Origin of the sequence: Pseudomonas fluorescens (assembly GCF_900636825.1) — a bacterium.
GTDB lineage: Bacteria > Pseudomonadota > Gammaproteobacteria > Pseudomonadales > Pseudomonadaceae > Aquipseudomonas > Aquipseudomonas fluorescens_BG.
The window spans coordinates 4721875-4739782 of record NZ_LR134318.1; the positions used below are offsets into that span (position 1 = coordinate 4721875).

The 17908-nt window shown below is 58.9% G+C and carries 16 protein-coding genes; 6 read left to right on the top strand and 10 right to left on the bottom strand.

What is annotated here, in order from left to right; translation table 11 throughout:
* Window positions 1-4 precede the first annotated feature (4 nt).
* Entirely contained in the window at window positions 5-3046 is a 3042-nt protein-coding gene (locus EL257_RS21365; protein WP_126365972.1) for a multidrug efflux RND transporter permease subunit, read from the top strand.
* Window positions 3047-3217: 171 nt separating this feature from the next.
* Here the strand turns inward: EL257_RS21365 and EL257_RS21370 are convergent, their stop codons facing one another.
* The 5 genes from EL257_RS21370 to colR all read right to left on the bottom strand — a co-directional run bounded on the left by EL257_RS21370 (window position 3218) and on the right by colR (window position 6940).
* Window positions 3218-3445, bottom strand: coding sequence for a hypothetical protein (locus EL257_RS21370; protein ID WP_126365974.1), 228 nt, complete (start codon window positions 3443-3445; stop codon window positions 3218-3220).
* Window positions 3446-3447: 2 nt separating this feature from the next.
* The gene (locus EL257_RS21375) at window positions 3448-4161 is read right to left on the bottom strand and encodes a lipopolysaccharide kinase InaA family protein (protein WP_126365976.1); all 714 of its coding nucleotides are present in this window, start codon (window positions 4159-4161) and stop codon (window positions 3448-3450) included.
* Window positions 4162-4165: 4 nt separating this feature from the next.
* On the bottom strand, window positions 4166-4834 hold the full coding sequence (locus EL257_RS21380; protein ID WP_126365978.1) for a class I SAM-dependent methyltransferase: 669 nt from the start codon (window positions 4832-4834) through the stop codon (window positions 4166-4168).
* 160 nt (window positions 4835-4994) lie between these two features.
* Complete coding sequence (locus EL257_RS21385) at window positions 4995-6269, bottom strand: sensor histidine kinase (RefSeq protein ID WP_126365980.1); 1275 nt, start codon at window positions 6267-6269, stop codon at window positions 4995-4997.
* Entirely contained in the window at window positions 6269-6940 is a 672-nt protein-coding gene (gene colR / locus EL257_RS21390) for a two-component system response regulator ColR (RefSeq protein WP_126365982.1), read from the bottom strand. The genes EL257_RS21385 and colR overlap by 1 nt, the downstream gene beginning before the upstream one ends.
* A 217-nt stretch (window positions 6941-7157) precedes the next feature.
* On the opposite strand from colR, the gene EL257_RS21395 reads away from it, so the two are divergent.
* Window positions 7158-7901, top strand: a complete 744-nt coding sequence (locus tag EL257_RS21395; protein WP_126365984.1) for a phosphatase PAP2 family protein — start codon at window positions 7158-7160, stop codon at window positions 7899-7901.
* A gap of 388 nt (window positions 7902-8289) precedes the next feature.
* Here EL257_RS21395 and groL read toward each other — a convergent pair whose 3' ends face one another.
* The 4 genes from groL to EL257_RS21415 all read right to left on the bottom strand — a co-directional run bounded on the left by groL (window position 8290) and on the right by EL257_RS21415 (window position 11826).
* Window positions 8290-9936, bottom strand: a complete 1647-nt coding sequence (gene groL, locus EL257_RS21400; RefSeq protein ID WP_126365986.1) for a chaperonin GroEL — start codon at window positions 9934-9936, stop codon at window positions 8290-8292.
* A gap of 50 nt (window positions 9937-9986) precedes the next feature.
* Window positions 9987-10280, bottom strand: coding sequence for a co-chaperone GroES (locus tag EL257_RS21405; RefSeq protein WP_007916610.1), 294 nt, complete (start codon window positions 10278-10280; stop codon window positions 9987-9989).
* Window positions 10281-10552: 272 nt separating this feature from the next.
* Window positions 10553-11029 (bottom strand): FxsA family protein, encoded by a 477-nt coding sequence (locus EL257_RS21410; RefSeq protein ID WP_126365988.1) that lies wholly within the window; start codon window positions 11027-11029, stop codon window positions 10553-10555.
* Between the two features lie 71 nt (window positions 11030-11100).
* Window positions 11101-11826, bottom strand: coding sequence for a HugZ family protein (locus tag EL257_RS21415; RefSeq protein ID WP_126365990.1), 726 nt, complete (start codon window positions 11824-11826; stop codon window positions 11101-11103).
* Window positions 11827-11989: 163 nt separating this feature from the next.
* Here EL257_RS21415 and EL257_RS21420 point away from each other — a divergent pair, with 163 nt between their 5' ends.
* Window positions 11990-12748, top strand: a complete 759-nt coding sequence (locus tag EL257_RS21420) for an SDR family oxidoreductase (protein WP_126368216.1) — start codon at window positions 11990-11992, stop codon at window positions 12746-12748.
* Between the two features lie 84 nt (window positions 12749-12832).
* On the opposite strand, the gene apbC is transcribed toward EL257_RS21420, so the two are convergent.
* A complete protein-coding gene (apbC, locus tag EL257_RS21425; RefSeq protein WP_126365992.1) occupies window positions 12833-13927 on the bottom strand; it encodes an iron-sulfur cluster carrier protein ApbC in 1095 nt (364 codons plus the stop codon).
* A gap of 223 nt (window positions 13928-14150) precedes the next feature.
* Between apbC and metG the strand changes: the two genes are divergently transcribed.
* From metG to rsxB, 3 genes are all read left to right on the top strand, one after another.
* On the top strand, window positions 14151-16202 hold the full coding sequence (gene metG / locus EL257_RS21430) for a methionine--tRNA ligase (protein ID WP_126365993.1): 2052 nt from the start codon (window positions 14151-14153) through the stop codon (window positions 16200-16202).
* 114 nt (window positions 16203-16316) lie between these two features.
* Complete coding sequence (locus EL257_RS21435; RefSeq protein ID WP_126365995.1) at window positions 16317-16886, top strand: Rnf-Nqr domain containing protein; 570 nt, start codon at window positions 16317-16319, stop codon at window positions 16884-16886.
* The gene (gene rsxB / locus EL257_RS21440; RefSeq protein WP_126365997.1) at window positions 16883-17908 is read left to right on the top strand and encodes an electron transport complex subunit RsxB; all 1026 of its coding nucleotides are present in this window, start codon (window positions 16883-16885) and stop codon (window positions 17906-17908) included. Before EL257_RS21435 ends, rsxB begins: the two co-directional genes overlap by 4 nt.

The following is a 17908-nucleotide window of genomic DNA, read 5'->3' on the forward strand; positions in this document are numbered from 1 at the left end:
CCCCATGGCTTTTACCGATCCGTTCATCCGCCGCCCGGTGCTCGCCACCGTGGTCAGCCTGCTGATTGTGCTGCTGGGCTTCCAGGCCTGGAGCAAGCTGCCGCTGCGCCAGTATCCGCAAATGGAAAACGCCCTGATCACGGTGACCACGGCGTACCCCGGAGCGAACGCCGAAACCATTCAGGGCTACATCACCCAGCCGATGCAACAGAGCCTGGCGAGCGCCGAAGGCATCGATTACATGACTTCGGTCAGCCGACAGAACTTCTCGGTGATTTCGATTTACGCGCGCATCGGCGCCAACACCGACCGCTTGTTCACCGAATTGCTGGCCAAGGCCAACGAGGTTAAAAACAAACTGCCGCAGGACGCCGAAGATCCGGTACTGAGCAAGGAATCTGCCGACGCCTCGGCGCTGATGTACATCAGCTTCTTCAGCAAGGATCTGAGCAACCCGCAGATCACCGACTACCTGTCGCGGGTGATCCAGCCGAAACTGGCGACGCTGCCGGGCATGGCCGAAGCGGAGATTCTCGGTAATCAGGTGTTCGCCATGCGCCTGTGGCTCGACCCGGTGAAACTCGCCGGTTTTGGCCTCAGCGCCGCCGATGTCACCGCTGCGGTGCGCCAATACAACTTCCTGTCTGCCGCCGGCGAAGTGAAAGGCGAGTACACCGTTACCAGCATCAATGCCAACACCGAACTGAAATCCGCCGAAGCCTTCGCGGCGATTCCGCTCAAGGTTGATGGCGACAGCCGCGTGCTGCTGCGCGATGTCGCGCGGGTGGAAATGGGCGCGGAAAACTACGACTCGATCAGCTCGTTCGGTGGCACGCCGTCGGTGTACATCGGCATCAAGGCCACCCCCGGCGCCAATCCGCTGGATGTGATCAAGGAAGTGCGCAAGCTGATGCCCGAGCTGGAAGCGCAACTGCCGCCGAACCTGAAAAGCGAAATCGCATATGACGCGACACTGTTCATTCAGGCCTCGATCGATGAGGTGGTTAAAACCCTGTTCGAAGCGGTGTTGATCGTTATCGTCGTGGTGTTCCTGTTTCTCGGCGCACTGCGTTCGGTGGTGATCCCGGTGGTGACCATTCCGCTGTCGATGATCGGCGTGATGTTCTTCATGCAGATGATGGGTTACTCGATGAACCTGTTGACGCTGCTGGCGATGGTATTGGCCATCGGTCTGGTGGTGGACGACGCGATTGTGGTGGTGGAAAACATCCATCGGCACATTGAGGAAGGCAAGTCGCCGCTCGATGCCGCGCTGGAAGGCGCTCGGGAGATCGCCATGCCAGTGGTGTCGATGACCATCACTCTGGCAGCGGTGTATGCGCCGATCGGTTTCCTCACGGGGCTGACGGGGGCGTTGTTCAAGGAATTTGCCTTGACCCTGGCCGGGGCAGTGGTGATTTCCGGCGTTGTCGCCCTGACGCTGTCACCGATGATGTGCGCATTCTTGCTGCGTCACGAAGAGAATCCCAGCGGGCTGGCGCATCGACTCGATCGCATCTTCGACCGGCTCAAGCGCCGCTATCAAAGCATGCTGCATGGCACACTGAATACGCGGCCGGTGGTGCTGGTGTTTGCGGTAATCGTGTTGTGCCTGATCCCGGTGTTTCTCAAATTCACCAAGTCGGAACTGGCACCGGATGAGGATCAGGGCATCATTTTCATGATGGCCAGCGCGCCGCAGCCGACCAACCTGGATTACCTGAGCACCTACACCGACGAATTCATCACCATCTTCAAAGAGTTTCCCGAGTACTACTCTTCGTTCCAGATCAACGGCTACAACGGTGTGCAGGCGGGCATCGGCGGTTTCCTGCTCAAGCCGTGGAATGAGCGCAGCCGCACGCAGATGGAAATTCTTCCCGAGGTGCAAGGCAGGCTGGAAAACATTCCCGGCCTGCAAATCTTCGGCTTCAACCTGCCCTCCCTGCCCGGCACTGGCGAAGGCTTGCCCTTCGAATTCGTGATCAACACCGCCAATGATTACGAGCTGCTGCTGCAAGTCGCCGATCGGATCAAGAAACGCGCCATGGAGTCGGGCAAGTTTGCTTTCGTCGATCTCGATCTGGCGTTCGACAAACCGGAAGTGGTGGTCGATATCGACCGCGACAAAGCCGCGCAAATGGGCGTGTCGATGCTCGACCTCGGCGGCACACTGGCGACGTTGCTCGGCGAGGCGGAGATCAATCGCTTCACCATCGACGGACGCAGCTACAAGGTGATCGCCCAGGTCGAACGGGCCTACCGCGACAACCCGGACTGGCTGAACAACTATTACGTAAAAAATACCCAGGGCGAATTGTTGCCGCTGTCGACGCTGATCAAGGTCAGTGACCGTGCACGACCGCGTCAGCTCAATCAGTTCCAGCAACTCAACGCGGCGAAGATTTCCGGCTTCCCGCTGGTGAGCATGGGCGAAGCGATCGACACGGTCTTGCAGATTGCCCGCGAAGAAGCTCCGGCCGGATTTGCCTTCGATTACGGCGGCGCCTCGCGGCAATTCGTGCAGGAAGGCAGTGCCTTGTGGGTGACGTTTGCATTGGCGCTGGCAATCATCTTTCTCGTGTTGGCCGCGCAGTTCGAGAGCTTCCGCGATCCGCTGGTGATTCTGGTGACGGTGCCGCTGTCGATCTGCGGCGCGCTGATTCCGTTGTTCCTTGGCTGGTCGAGCATGAATATCTATACCCAGGTCGGACTGGTGACGCTGATCGGGCTGATCAGCAAGCACGGCATCCTGATCGTCGAATTCGCCAACCAGTTGCGCAGGGACAAGGGGCTAAGCGCCCGCGAGGCGGTCGAGGAAGCGGCGGCAATTCGCTTGCGTCCGGTCTTGATGACGACGGCAGCGATGGTGTTTGGCATGGTGCCGTTGATTCTGGCGACCGGCGCGGGAGCGGTCAGCCGTTTCGACATCGGCATGGTGATTGCGACGGGAATGTCGATTGGCACGCTGTTTACCTTGTTCGTTCTACCGTGCGTTTATACCTTTCTGGCGAAACCTGACCCCAAGCCTGACCCTCATCTGTAGGAGCTGCCGCAGGCTCGGGCCGCGATCGGACGATCTTTTGCTCTTGTATGTGTGTCTCAGCCCAGGACCAAGATCAAAAGATCGCAGCCTGCGGCAGCTCCTACAGGAGGATTTGTAATCCATAAAAAAGGCCTCGCATCTGCGGGGCCTTTTACGTTGGCTGCAATCGGTTCAACTCTGCGGCCTCATTCCTTGCGAGAGCCCGAACATGAACAACAGCAAATCATGATCGGGTTGGGTCGCCACGGCGGCTTTCGCTATCCGTGGCACTGCGCAGTACTCGCCGTTTACCGACGCGCCGATTACCTGCATGCGGGGCTGCTCCCAGGCCGCCACCGCCAATGACGCAACTGCCAAGGCTCCAACCAGAAACAAACCTCGTGCAATTTCGAGTTTCATCGCTATAAACCTTTGATAGCGCTGCCAAACGCCGTCTCATAAAAATAGACGAGTTTTTTCCAGTCGGTGTCGCTGAACGACGAATGGCGGCGCATTTGCTTCAGGTCATGGGAGGCTGCCTGATAAGCGGTCAGGCGCTGACGGCATTTTTCCAGGTCAATCAACGCGACTTCGACATTGGCCGAATCGACGTCGCCAGTAACCCGCACAAATACGTGTTTGATGTAGATGCAGCTGTGCTGCCAGCGACCTTTGTGCATGCGTGCAAGGTTTTCGGCGAGCTCTTTCAACACGCGCTCATAGACGGCTTCGCCGTAATGCGCACGGCCACCTGCCGCTTGCCATTTTTCCAGTTCGTCGAAGCCATCCAGCGATTTGGTCACCAGCAACGCACGCCACTTGTACTGCGGATCAGGCTGAACGCCGCAGAAGACAATTTCCGGCACGCGCACACCAAGCTTGCTGACACCCGTCAGGGCATCCAGCTCACGCAATACAGTCGGACGACCAAACGGGTGCAGCCAACTGCGATAGATGTGGCCGGTCTGGCGTTTCGCATACAGCAGTTGGCCTTCACGTCCCACGACTCGTTGCACACCACTTTCGCCACCACGGCGGACGTTGGGCTCTTCGACCCACTCACCCTGCTGGTTCCAGTAGTAGTCGAAGCGATCCTGGGGAGCGACTTCCGTTCCTGCTGCATATTGCACTGCCATTCCATTACCTCTTGCGTAATACGTAAACCCGCCACATGGCATAGAGCGGAATAAAGTCGAGTTGTTCCTGGATGCGGAATCCTACCGCTTCGAACTCCTTTTCCACCGTGCCAGCCGGTAACACGAAGCGGTTCTGATAACCTTCCTGCCCACGTTTGGCTTCTGAGCGCTTGCGCTTCCACGCCTTGAAGTTGCCGTCCACCCACAGCGAAATGATCACGCTGTCGCGGGTCACACGCTCGAACTCGCGCAGAATCGCCTGTCGATGCTCGGCCTCGCCGACATGGTGGAGCAAACGCATACAGAAAATACTGTCGACAGCGTTATCCGGCAAAGCAATGTCAAATGCCGAGGTGTGCAACGGTTGCACCCGTTTGACCACATCGGCCGGTTGCGCTTGCATTGCTATCTTGATCATCGATTCGGAATTGTCCGCGCCAATGATCACCCGATTCGGCTTTTCCGCCAGCAACGGCCAGAAACGTCCCGCGCCGCAGGGCAAATCCAGGACCAGTCCCGGTTCGCCCGCCAGCGTCAATGCCTTGCGCGCCAGTTGCTCGTCGCGCCAGTGAGACAACCGGCGGCCAAGATTGGCCTGATGCTTATGCAAATATTTTTCGGCGTGCTTATCGTCGTACTTCTCGGAAAAATCGAGTTTGATCGGGCCGGCCATCACCAGAACTCCTGAATTGCTGATGTCCCCACCTTAGGCAAGGGCGTGTCAGCGTCAGGTCATCCAATTGTGAAAATTTTGTTATGGACACCTGCAAACTATTTCAAGGTTATACAGGATTTAGACAGGCGAGCGGGAGTAGGCTCGCGCGCAACGGGCGTCAAAGTGCGCGTAGATCCACTTCGAAGTGGCAGCCATTGGGTTCCATCGTGCTCAAACTGACTGTCCAACCTTGGTTTTCGCAGATCCGCTGAACCAGCGACAAACCCAGTCCCAAGCCTTCGCCCCGCTTCTCACTGCCGCGCACGAACGGCTCGAACATCGCCTCGCGCTTCTCTTCCGGAATACCCACCCCTGAGTCCTCAACGGCGAAGCCGTTGGCATGGAGCGTCAGGCGAATGAAGCCGTGTTCGGTGTAATGCAGGGCGTTGCGTAACAGGTTGCCCATGACCGCATTCAACAGGGTTGCGTTATATCGCGTATCCGTCGGCGTGCCGGGTTCGAAAATCAGCTGCAGGCCTTTGCTTTCTATCGGCTCGCGCCACAGGCAGACCAGGCTTTCTGCCACTTGCACAAGATTTTGTTGCAGCGCCATGCCCGCATCTTCATGTTGAGCGCGCGCCAGCATCAGGAATGTCTGCACCAGCTCGCGCATCTCTTCGCTGGCACGCGCGATGCGCTGGACCTGAGAGCGCCCGCGTTGATCGATGCCGGGATTTTCAAGCAACAATTCGCAAGAACTTGCCAGCACCATCAGTGGCGTACGCAATTCGTGGCTGACGTCACTGGTGAACAAGCGTTCCCGCGTGAGCGCCTGGCGCAAACGGCCCAGCGTGGCATCGAACGCCACCGCCAGTTCTCCGACCTCGTCCGCGGCGTAATCCGGAGCCAAGGGCGGGGCCAGCCCGAGCAATTGGTCGCGATGGCGCACCTGGCGGGCCAGACGCACAACCGGCGCCATCACTTTGCGCGCGAGCACCCAGCCGAGAAACACTGCCAGCGCCAGACTGAGCACGAAGCCCACCAGCACCACGGCAAACAGCACACGCTCGCGTTCTTCGAAATCGCTCTGGTCTTGCAGCAACACGTAGCGGCGACCGTCGACGATCTCGACCATCGCGTGATAGGACAATTGCTCGCGAAACACCTCGTGAAATCCCGAGTCGAGGTGACGCAGATCCTTGGGCAGCTCAAAATCACCAGGCCCACCGCTGAAATAGAACAATTGATCCGGCTCGGGGCGGTGGCTCCAGTCGGAAACATTGTCCATCAACAGCAAGCGCTGCAAATCGCCGCCCAGACCTGCCGAAATCAGTTTTTCCTCGACCAGATGCACCGTCGCCACGATCCCCATGGCGAAGGCACCGGCCACCAGTGCGCTCATGAGCGCAAAGGCAATGATGATCCGCTGGGAAAGGCTCTGCCGAAACTCCATTACGCGTCGGCCAACCGATAACCCACACCATGCACGGTGTGCAGCAGTGGCTTGGCGAACGGCTTGTCGATCACCTGGCGCAATTGGTGAACATGGCTGCGCAGGCTGTCGCTGTCTGGGCAATCATCGCCCCACAGCGCTTCCTCGAGAATTTCCCGACGCAAGACGTGCGGGCTTTTCTGCATCAACACCGCGAGCAATTTGAGCCCGACCGGATTGAGTTTCAGCAGTTTGCCTTCACGGGTCACCTCCAGCGTGTCGAGGTCATAGCTCAGGTCCGCGACTTGCAACGCCCGACGTCCGCCCCCTTGTGCCCGGCGCATCACGGCCTCGACGCGCGCCGCCAGCTCGGACAATGCGAAGGGTTTGATCAGGTAATCGTCGGCACCGGACTTGAAACCTTGCAGGCGGTCATCCAGTTGGTCGCGAGCGGTGAGCATGATGACCGGCGTGTCGCGGCGGGCGTCTTCGCGCAGGCGCTTGCACAGTGTGTAGCCGTCGATCCCCGGCAGCATGATGTCGAGGACGATCAGGTCATAGTGTTCGGTGGCAGCCAGGTGCAGGCCCGACAGACCGTCCTGCGCGCAGTCTACCGTGTAGCCTTTAAGGCCCAGGTAATCGGCCAGATTGGCCAGAATGTCGCGGTTGTCTTCGACCAACAGAATTCGCATGGCACCTCCTCCGTACGGGGTAACGGCCGTTTTGGCCCGCGCAGCTTACGGCCAAGTGTGGCTCACGGCTAGGCGTGTGTTGGGTTGTTTTCCGATAAAAACGTTCATTGCCGCCAGCAACGTTTTTTTCACTTTCGGTTAACGAATCGGCGACGTGCGCGCGCGCAGAGTGCCCGCGAATTACTCCTGCGAACAACCTGACCGACAAGGAATTACCATGGCGTCGACCCCTGCCCGTCCCGCCCCCCGACCGCTGAATGTCTGGTGGTGCCTGGGCGTACCTGTTGCTGCGGCGATCATTCTGGTGCTGCTGGAACTGACCGATCTGGACATGGATCTCGCCAGACTGGTTTACGACCCGGTCGCCGGAGATTTCATCGGCCGCCACAGTTACTTCCTCGAAGACATCCTGCATGACCGGGCGAAGGAAGTGGTGATCGGCTTCTCCGTGTTCGCCATCCTCGGTTTCATCGGTGCGTTTTTCATCGACAGGCTCAAACCGTTCAGGCGCGAACTGGGCTGCCTGGTGTTGTCGCTGGGACTGGCGACCTCTTTTGTGACGCCGGTGAAAGCAGTCACCGCCGTGCAATGCCCTTGGAGCCTGGAGCAGTTTGGTGGCCATGAGACGTACAGCAAACTGATGGAACATCGCCCGCCGACCGATAAACCCGGGCGCTGCTGGCCTGGGGGACATGCGGCGACCGGGTTCACCTTGTTTGCATTGTTCTTCGTGTTACGTGACCGCCGCCCGCGTCTGGCACGGCAGGCATTCATGTTTGCCTTCGCGCTGGGCTCGGTGTTTTCGATCAGTCGCATGATGCAGGGCGCGCACTTTTTTTCGCACAACGTGTGGACAGCGATTTTCTGTTGGCTGATTTGTCTGGGATCGTACTACTGGGTGTTGTATCGCCCGGCGGTGAAGGCCGGGGCCGTTGTTAGGGCGCAGGCCGTTCGCGCGTGAATGAAGATCAAAAGATCGCAGCCTGCGGCAGCTCCTACAGGGACGATGTATTCCAATCTATCGCCCGGCGGTGAAGGCCGGGGCCGTGGTTGGGGCGCAGGCCGTTGGTGCGTGAATGAAGATCAAAAGATCGGAGCCTGCGGCAGCTCCTACAGGGACAATGTATTTCAATCTATCGACCGGCGGGGAGGGCCGGGGCCGTGGTTGGGACGCAGGCCGTTCGTGCGTGAATGAAGATCAAATAATCGCAGCCTGCGGCAGCTCCTGCGCAAATCGGATGTAGGAGCTGCCGCAGGCTGCGATCTTTTGCCTTTGATTTTCGTCGGGGCAATAAAAAACCCCGCCGGCTTTCGCCAGCGGGGTTTTTCGTTACAGGGGTAAGGCTGGCTTACATCATGCCGCCCATGCCACCCATGCCGCCCATGTCTGGCATACCGCCGCCAGCCGAGCCTTCTTTCTTCGGCGCGTCAGCAACAGCGGCTTCGGTGGTCAGGATCAGACCGCCGATCGACGATGCAGCTTGCAGTGCCGAACGGGTTACCTTGGTTGGATCCAGGATGCCCATTTCGATCATGTCGCCGTATTCGCCAGACGCCGCGTTGTAACCGAAGTTACCTTTGCCGTTCTTGACTTCGTTGACTACAACGCTTGGCTCGTCACCGCTGTTGGCAGCGATCTGGCGCAGCGGTGCTTCGATGGCACGACGCAGTACAGCGATACCAACGTCCTGATCGGCGTTGTCGCCTTTCAGCTCGAGGATGGCTTCCAGAGCACGGATCAGCGCAACGCCACCGCCAGGTACCACGCCTTCTTCAACGGCTGCACGGGTTGCGTGCAGGGCGTCTTCAACGCGGGCCTTCTTCTCTTTCATTTCAACTTCGGAACCGGCACCAACCTTGATTACTGCAACGCCGCCGGACAGCTTGGCCAGACGCTCTTGCAGTTTTTCACGGTCGTAGTCCGACGAAGTCTCGGCAACCTGAGCACGGATCTGAGCGATACGCGACTCGATGTCGCCAGCCACGCCAGCACCGTCAACGATGATGGTGTTTTCCTTGGAGATGGTCACGCGCTTGGCGCTACCCAGGTTTTCCAGGGTGGCAGCTTCCAGGCTCAGGCCGATCTCTTCGGAGATAACGGTACCGCCGGTCAGAACGGCGATGTCCTGCAGCATGGCCTTGCGGCGGTCGCCGAAGCCAGGCGCCTTGACGGCTGCGACTTTAACGATGCCACGCATGTTGTTCACAACCAGAGTCGCCAGGGCTTCGCCTTCGACGTCTTCGGAAACGATCAGCAGTGGACGGCCGGCTTTGGCAACGGCTTCCAGCACTGGCAGCATTTCGCGGATGTTGGAGATCTTTTTGTCGACCAGCAGCACCAGTGGGTTGTCCAGTTCGGCAACCATGGTTTCCGGCTTGTTGACGAAGTACGGGGACAGGTAGCCACGGTCGAACTGCATGCCTTCTACAACCGACAGTTCGTTTTCCAGGCCAGTGCCTTCTTCAACGGTGATCACGCCTTCCTTGCCGACTTTTTCCATGGCTTCGGCAATGATGTCGCCGATGGAATTGTCGGAGTTGGCCGAGATGGTGCCGACCTGAGCGATGGCTTTGAAATCAGCGCATGGCTTGGACAGGTTTTTCAGCTCTTTGACAATGGCGATGGTCGCCTTGTCGATGCCGCGCTTGAGGTCCATCGGGTTCATGCCGGCAGCGACGGCTTTCAGGCCTTCGTTGACGATCGACTGAGCCAGAACGGTAGCGGTGGTAGTACCGTCACCAGCGTCATCGTTGGCACGGGAGGCAACGTCTTTGACCAGCTGCGCGCCCATGTTTTCGAAACGGTCTTCGAGTTCGATTTCCTTGGCTACGGAAACGCCGTCCTTGGTGATGGTCGGAGCGCCGAAGCTCTTCTCGAGGATCACGTTACGGCCTTTCGGGCCCAGGGTCGCTTTTACCGCGTCAGCCAGAACGTTGACACCAACGAGCATTTTCTTGCGGGCGGAATCGCCGAATTTAACTTCTTTAGCAGCCATGATCGATATTCCTTAAATACTTTGTAGTAGCGGGAAAATGAACGGGGGTATCAGCCTTCGATAACAGCGAGGATTTCGTTCTCGCTCATTACCAACAGGTCTTCGCCGTCGACTTTCACAGTGTTGCTGCCGGAGTAAGGACCGAACACAACCTTGTCGCCTTCCTTCACGGACAGTGCACGCACTTCACCGTTTTCCAGAGCTTTGCCCGGGCCTACAGCGAGAATCACACCGTGGTTGGCTTTTTCGGCAGCCGAACCTGGCAGGACGATACCGCCAGCGGTTTTCTTTTCTTCTTCGCTGCGACGGATAACGACGCGGTCATGCAGAGGACGAAGCTTCATTGTCGATCTCTCCTAATTGTGGTTTTCATCGGCCGGTGTAGTCCCGGCGGGTTTAACAAATCCGGCCTGCGCCGGTTGCGGTTCGTCGAGCAAACCGCGGAAGACTGACTGGCTCAAATGCCAGAAACCTTTCGGTGACCGATACATAGGGGCGTACAAGCTGATTACAAGGGCTGACGGAAAAAATTTTTCATTGCCACCCGGTAAAACAGCACCATGAACGGTGCCCATAAACAAACATGGCACCCGAAGGTGCCATGTCATTGCAAAGGTTACTTGCTGTCGCGGTGTTCGAACTCGCCTTCGATTACATCGCCCTCGCGCCCCAACGGTTGACGCGGTGCCGGACCGCCACGCGGTTGCAGATCGTCGGCAAATGCACGTTGGCGCATCGCCTGTTCTTCGGCGCGCTTGCGCATTTTGTTCGCCAGCAAACGACGAGTGAGCGGCAACAACATCACCAGACCGACGACATCGCTGATGAAGCCCGGGATGATCAGCAGACCGCCGGCCAGGGCCAGCATCAGCCCTTCGAGCATGGTTTGCGCGGGCAGTTCGCCGCGGTTCAGGCTTTCACGGGCACGCAGCGCCGTGGCGAGGCCGGCGATGCGCAGCACGAACACACCGAACATCGAGCCGACGATGATCAGCAGCAGGGCCGGGAAAAACCCGATCGCCCCTGCCACTTTGACGAATACGAACAGCTCCAGCACTGGAAACAGCAGAAAGAGCAAAAGAAAAGGGCGCATCAAAGTTTCCTCAACGCAAGAAATGCCTTGCAGTAAGCCTTAGATGACGTCGCCCTTGCGTGAATTCAACCTTAAGAATCTGCTTTTTTTGGCCAGACCTCGGCGTGAGCCAATGAAACCAAGGCTTCGCGCACTTGTGTCGGCGTATTGCAAGGGCTGGCGAACCCTAGCCAGTACAACGCCTGACCGATGCGCAAGTGCATGCCCTCGCTGTCGATACCGGCCAGTTGCGCCGGCAGGGTGTTCGGCAGCCCGGTCAGTTCGACGTAATGGGCGATGGCTTTGGCGTGGTCGCTGTTCATATGCTCGACCATGCTGATTTCAGCCTTGCCGGCAAACGGATTGGCCAAAGTCATATCGTCGATCCAGTGAATCGCGCCGAAACCGCCGATATAGCGATGGCGCACCGGATTGAGCACCCAGAAATCGAAATCGTGAGCCTTGTGATAGTTCTGCGACTCGGGGAAATAGCGGTAGTAGCGCTCGGCGGCTGCCTCGATGGCGGCGGGTTCTGCGAGCTTTTGCGCTTCGGCCAGATAAGTAAGACGCCCCACCGCTTGTACGTCATCGGCCTCGCGCTCACCGACCAGCATCGAGCACTTCGGGTCTTTTTGCAGATTGTGGGTGTGCTGGGCGATGCGGCTGATCAGGATCAGCGGCCGGCCCTGCTCGTCCAGGCAATACGGGACCACGGAGCCGAACGGAAAACCAGGCATCGATTTGGAGTGGGTCGAGAGCACTCCACGGTATTCCTTGAGAAGCAATTCTCGGGCATTCTTCGCCACTTCAACGCTCAATTTATGACTCCTTGAATAGAATCCGTCGAAAAAACGGACAGGCGCGCGAAGACAAGTTTCGGCCACGCCATCGGGCAATTCTCCATTGCAACCCGGCCACCGCCGGGGCGGAACGGGAGCCGCCAAGAATAAAAACCATCAGACCAGCAATCGGGGCATGCGCATGCAACTCAACGACAAAGTAATCATTATCACCGGCGGTTGCCAGGGTTTGGGCCGTTCCATGGCCGAGTATTTCGCCGCCAAGGGCGCGAAGCTGGCCTTGGTGGATCTGAACCAAGAAAAGCTCGACGACGCGGTGGCCGCGTGCAAAGCCAAGGGTGTCGAAGCGCGCAGCTACCTGTGCAACGTCGCCAATGAAGAACAGGTCGAGCACATGGTTGCTCAGGTCGCCGCCGATTTCGGCGCGATCCACGGCCTGATCAACAACGCCGGAATCCTGCGCGACGGCCTGTTGTTGAAGGTCAAGGATGGCGAGATGACCAAGATGAGTCTGGCCCAGTGGCAGGCCGTGATCGACGTCAACCTGACCGGCGTGTTCCTCTGCACCCGTGAGGTGGCGGCGAAAATGGTCGAGCTGAAGAACAGCGGCGCGATCATCAACATCTCGTCGATTTCGCGGGCGGGCAACGTCGGCCAGACCAACTATTCGGCAGCCAAGGCTGGCGTTGCTGCAGCGACGGTGACCTGGGCGAAAGAACTGGCGCGCTATGGCATTCGGGTGGCGGGCATTGCGCCGGGCTTCATCGAGACTGAAATGACCTTGGGCATGAAGCCGGAAGCGCTGGAGAAAATGACTTCGGGGATTCCGCTCAAGCGCATGGGCAAGCCGGAAGAAATCGCCCACTCAGCAGCGTATATCTTCGAGAACGACTATTACACCGGCCGGATTCTGGAGATGGATGGCGGCTTGCGCATCTGAAGGAAAATTAAAAGATCGCAGCCTGCGGCAGCCCCTACATGGGATTTGTGTAGAAGTTGCCGCAGGCTGCGATGTTTTTTTCGATCAATCGTCGCTGATGGTGATGTTCGGCATCGCCGGGGTTGCCGCTTCCTGCAAGACAATCCGCGCGCCGACGTGGCGCGCCAGTTCCTGATAAACCATGGCAATCTGACTATCCGGCTCGGCGATGACCGTCGGCTTGCCGCCATCGGCCTGCTCGCGGATCAGCATCGACAGCGGTAGCGAAGCCAGCAGTTCGACGCCGTACTGCGTCGCCAGCTTCTCACCGCCACCCTCACCGAACAGATGTTCGGCATGCCCGCAGTTCGAGCAGATGTGCACGGCCATGTTTTCCACCACGCCCAGCACCGGAATGTTGACCTTGCGGAACATTTCCACGCCTTTGCGCGCGTCGAGCAGGGCCAGATCCTGCGGCGTGGTGACGATCACCGCGCCCGCCACCGGGACTTTCTGCGCCAGGGTCAACTGAATATCGCCGGTGCCCGGGGGCATATCGATAACCAGATAATCCAGATCGCCCCACGCCGTTTGCGTGACCAGTTGCAACAACGCACCGGAAACCATCGGCCCGCGCCAGACCATCGGTGTGTTGTCGTCGGTCAGGAACGCCATCGACATGACTTCCACGCCGTGCGCCTTGAGCGGCACGAACCACTTCTGATCCTTGACCTCGGGGCGGGTGCGCTCCGGGATGCCGAACATGATGCCTTGGCTTGGGCCATAGATATCGGCGTCGAGAATGCCGACCTTGGCACCTTCACGGGCCAGCGCCAGGGCGAGGTTGGCAGCGGTGGTCGACTTGCCCACACCTCCCTTGCCCGAAGCCACGGCAACTACGTTCTTGACGTTTGCCAGCCCCGGAATCTGCGCTTGGGCCTTGTGCGCGGCGATGACGCTGTTGACTTCAACCTTCGCAATAACCACGCCGTCGAGGTTTTCAATGGCCAGTTGCAGCAGTTGTGCCCAGCCGCTCTTGAACAGGCCGGCGGCGTAGCCGATTTCCAGCTGCACATTGACGCAGTCACCGACAATCTCGATGTTTTTCACGCAACCGGCGCTGACCGGATCCTGATTCAGGTAAGGGTCGGTGTATTGGCTGAGGACGGCTTCCACCGCTGCGCGAGTGACGGCGCTCATGGGCAACTCCGATAACAAGACTGGAAAAGATGGGAGCTATCGTACCTGAAAAGATCGCAGCCTTCGGCAGCTCCTACAGGGGATTATGAGTAGGCGCTGCCGAAGGCTCCGATCTTTTGATCTTTGCTGTTTCTCATCCAATGAAACAGGTGCACAGGGTGAAAAATATGCGCCAGCGCTTTATAGTGGCCGACCTCCGTTTCATCAAGTAGCGAAGCCCCACATGTCCGAACCACGCAAGATCCTCGTCACCAGCGCCCTGCCCTACGCCAACGGTTCGATTCACCTTGGCCATATGCTGGAATATATCCAGACCGATATGTGGGTGCGCTTCCAGAAGCATCGCGGCAATCAGTGCATTTATGTCTGCGCCGACGACGCCCACGGTTCGGCGATCATGCTGCGCGCGGAAAAGGAAGGCATCACCCCGGAACAACTGATCGCCAACGTCCAGGCTGAACACAGCGCCGACTTTGCCGACTTCCTCGTCGACTTCGATAATTTCCACTCCACTCACGCCGAAGAAAACCGTGAGCTGTCGAGCCAGATCTATCTGAAGCTGCGGGACGCCGGGCACATCGCCCAGCGCTCGATCACCCAGTATTTCGACCCGGAAAAGAAAATGTTCCTGGCCGACCGCTTCATCAAGGGCACCTGCCCGAAATGCGGCACCGAAGACCAGTACGGCGACAACTGCGAAAAATGCGGTGCGACCTACGCGCCCACCGACCTGAAGGATCCGAAGTCGGCGATCTCTGGCGCCACGCCGGTGCTCAAGGATTCCCAGCACTTCTTCTTCAAACTGCCGGACTTCCAGGACATGCTGCAGACTTGGACCCGCAGCGGCACTCTGCATGAAGCGGTCGCCAACAAGCTCTCCGAATGGCTGGATGCCGGCCTGCAGCAGTGGGACATTTCCCGCGATGCGCCGTATTTCGGCTTCGAGATTCCGGGCGAGCCGGGCAAGTATTTCTACGTGTGGCTGGATGCGCCGATCGGCTACATGGCCAGCTTCAAGAACCTCTGCGACCGCACGCCGGAGCTGGATTTCGACGCATTCTGGGGCAAGGACTCCACCGCCGAGCTGTATCACTTCATCGGCAAGGACATCGTCAACTTCCACGCCCTGTTCTGGCCAGCGATGCTCGAAGGCGCGGGTTACCGCAAGCCGACCGGGATCAATGTGCACGGCTACCTGACCGTCAACGGCCAGAAGATGTCGAAATCCCGTGGCACCTTTATCAAGGCCCGCACTTATCTGGATCACCTGTCGCCGGAATACCTGCGCTACTACTACGCGGCCAAGCTGGGCCGTGGCGTCGATGACCTCGATCTGAACCTCGAAGACTTCGTGCAGAAGGTCAACTCCGACCTGGTCGGCAAAGTGGTCAACATCGCCAGCCGTTGCGCTGGATTCATCCAAAAGGGCAACGCTGGCCTGCTGGTTGATAACAACGCTGCGCCGGAACTGACCGAGGCCTTCCTCGCCGCCGCGCCAAGCATTGCCGACGCCTATGAAGCGCGCGATTTCGCCCGTGCCATGCGTGAAACCATGGCCCTGGCCGACCGCGCCAACGCGTGGATCGCCGACAAAGCGCCGTGGTCGTTGAACAAGCAGGAAGGCAAACAGGATGAAGTCCAGGCGATTTGCGCCACCGGTATCAACCTGTTCCGCCAACTGGTGATCTTCCTCAAGCCAGTGCTGCCGCTGCTGGCCGCCGATGCCGAGGCGTTTCTCAACGTCGCGCCGCTGACCTGGAACGACCACACCACGTTGCTGGCTAACCATCAGCTTAATGAATTCAAACCGTTGATGACCCGTATCGACCCGGTAAAAGTGCAAGCCATGACCGACGCCTCGAAAGAAGACCTCACCGCCAGCCAGACCGACACCGGCGCTGCTGCTCCTGCGGGCAACGGTGAATTGGCCAAGGATCCGCTGTCGCCGGAGATCGACTTCGACGCCTTTGCCGCCATCGATCTGCGCGTCGCGTTGATCGTCAAGGCCGAACACGTGGAAGGCGCCGACAAGCTGCTGCGCCTGACCCTCGATATCGGTGATGAGCAACGTAACGTGTTCTCCGGAATCAAGAGCGCTTACCCGGATCCGTCCAAGCTCGACGGTCGTCTGACCATGATGATCGCCAACCTGAAACCTCGGAAAATGAAGTTCGGCATTTCCGAAGGCATGGTGATGGCGGCCGGCCCTGGCGGCGAAGAAATCTACCTGCTGAGCCCGGACAGCGGCGCCAAGCCGGGTCAGCGCATCAAATAACAGATTGCAGTGAAACGATCCCACCGGCGTGCCCCGCATGCCGGTGGGATTTTTCATATCTGGCCGGATAATGCCTAACCTTAAGAAACACCCGCCCGTTTCGCTGGCAGAACCATGACCGAATTTGTGCTTACGCTCATCAGTGCTGCGCTGATCAACAACTTCGTGTTGCACTGGCCGCTGGGTGTGGATTCGCTGTTAGCCGGCACTCGCCGCCAAGTGCATGCGCTGGGGCTGGCGACGTTAAGCCTGATGCTGATCGTCGGCGTGATCGGCCATGCGATCTGGCAATGGTTGCTGCTGCCGCTGCACTTGGAGGCCTTGCGCCTGTTCGTGTTTCTGCCGTTGAGTGTGTTGCTGATCGCGCCGCTGTTGCAGTTATTGGCGCGCTGGTTGCCGAGGCTTTCGTTCGACGGACTCTGGCCGCTGTTGCTCGGCAATGCCGGTGTGCTCGGGCTGGCCCTGATCAACGCGCAAAACGATCAAGGCCTGCTGCATGCCGCAGCGCTGAGCCTGGGCGCCGGGCTCGGCTTCTGGCTGGTGTTGAGTCTGTTCTGTGATTTGCGTGAGCGCACGGCCGACAACGATATTCCCCTGCCCTTTCGCGGCCTGCCGATCGACTTGATCAGCGCCGGTCTGATGGCAGCGATTTTTCTCGGATTCAGTGGACTGGTTAAAACATGAGTCTGATTCAACGCATCGATGCCCTTTTGCCGCAGACCCAATGCGGCAAATGCGGGCATCCGGGGTGCAAACCGTACGCAACAGGCATCGCAGCAGGCGAGCCGATCAACAAGTGTCCGCCGGGTGGTGACGAAACCATCGCCGCGCTGGCAGAGTTGTTGCGAGTGCCGGTATTGGAACTGGACGTCAGTCGCGGTTCGGCGCCGCCGCAGGTCGCGTTCATCCGCGAAGCCGAGTGCATTGGTTGCACCAAATGCATTCAGGCCTGCCCGGTCGACGCCATCGTTGGTGCGGCAAAACTGATGCATACGGTAATCATCGATGAATGTACCGGTTGCGACCTCTGCGTCGCCCCCTGTCCGGTCGACTGCATCGAAATGCACCCGCTGCCGCAGGGCACGCTGCCGGTAGTCGGCGGTCTGGCCGTCAGCCTGGACGAGCACCGCGCCCGCGCCGCCAAACGTGATCACGCTCGCCAACGTTTCGAGCGCCGTAACGACCGTTTGCGACGCGAAGAACAACACAAGCAGGCTGAACGAGAAGCGCGGGCTCAACGTGCCGCGCAACCGGCGGTCAACGCCACCGATCCGGTGCAGGCTGCGCTGGAACGGGTTCGCGCGCAGAAAGCCGCGACGGCGGATGCGGCACTGAAAAAAGCCAAGATCGATGTGGCAATGAGCCGTGCACAATTGCACAAATCGTTGAAAGCCTTCGGCCATCCGCCGACGTTTGAGCAACAGTCACAATTGATCGTTTTGCAGAAGCAATTCGAGGCGGCGGAACAGGCTTTGGCGGAACTGGAAAGCCATGCTGCGCCTGCTCCGCAAATCATCGCGCCAGCGCAGGATGTCGATCTGAAACGGGCAAAAATCCAGTTGGCGATGCGCCGTGCCGAACTGAAAAAAGCGCAGACCGCCGAAAGCGCACCTGAGCAGATCGCAACGTTGCAACAGGCGCTGCACGAGGCGGAGCAAGCGTTGCAGGCCGCTGAGCATCAGGTGCAAGACCGTGTCGCTCCCTGA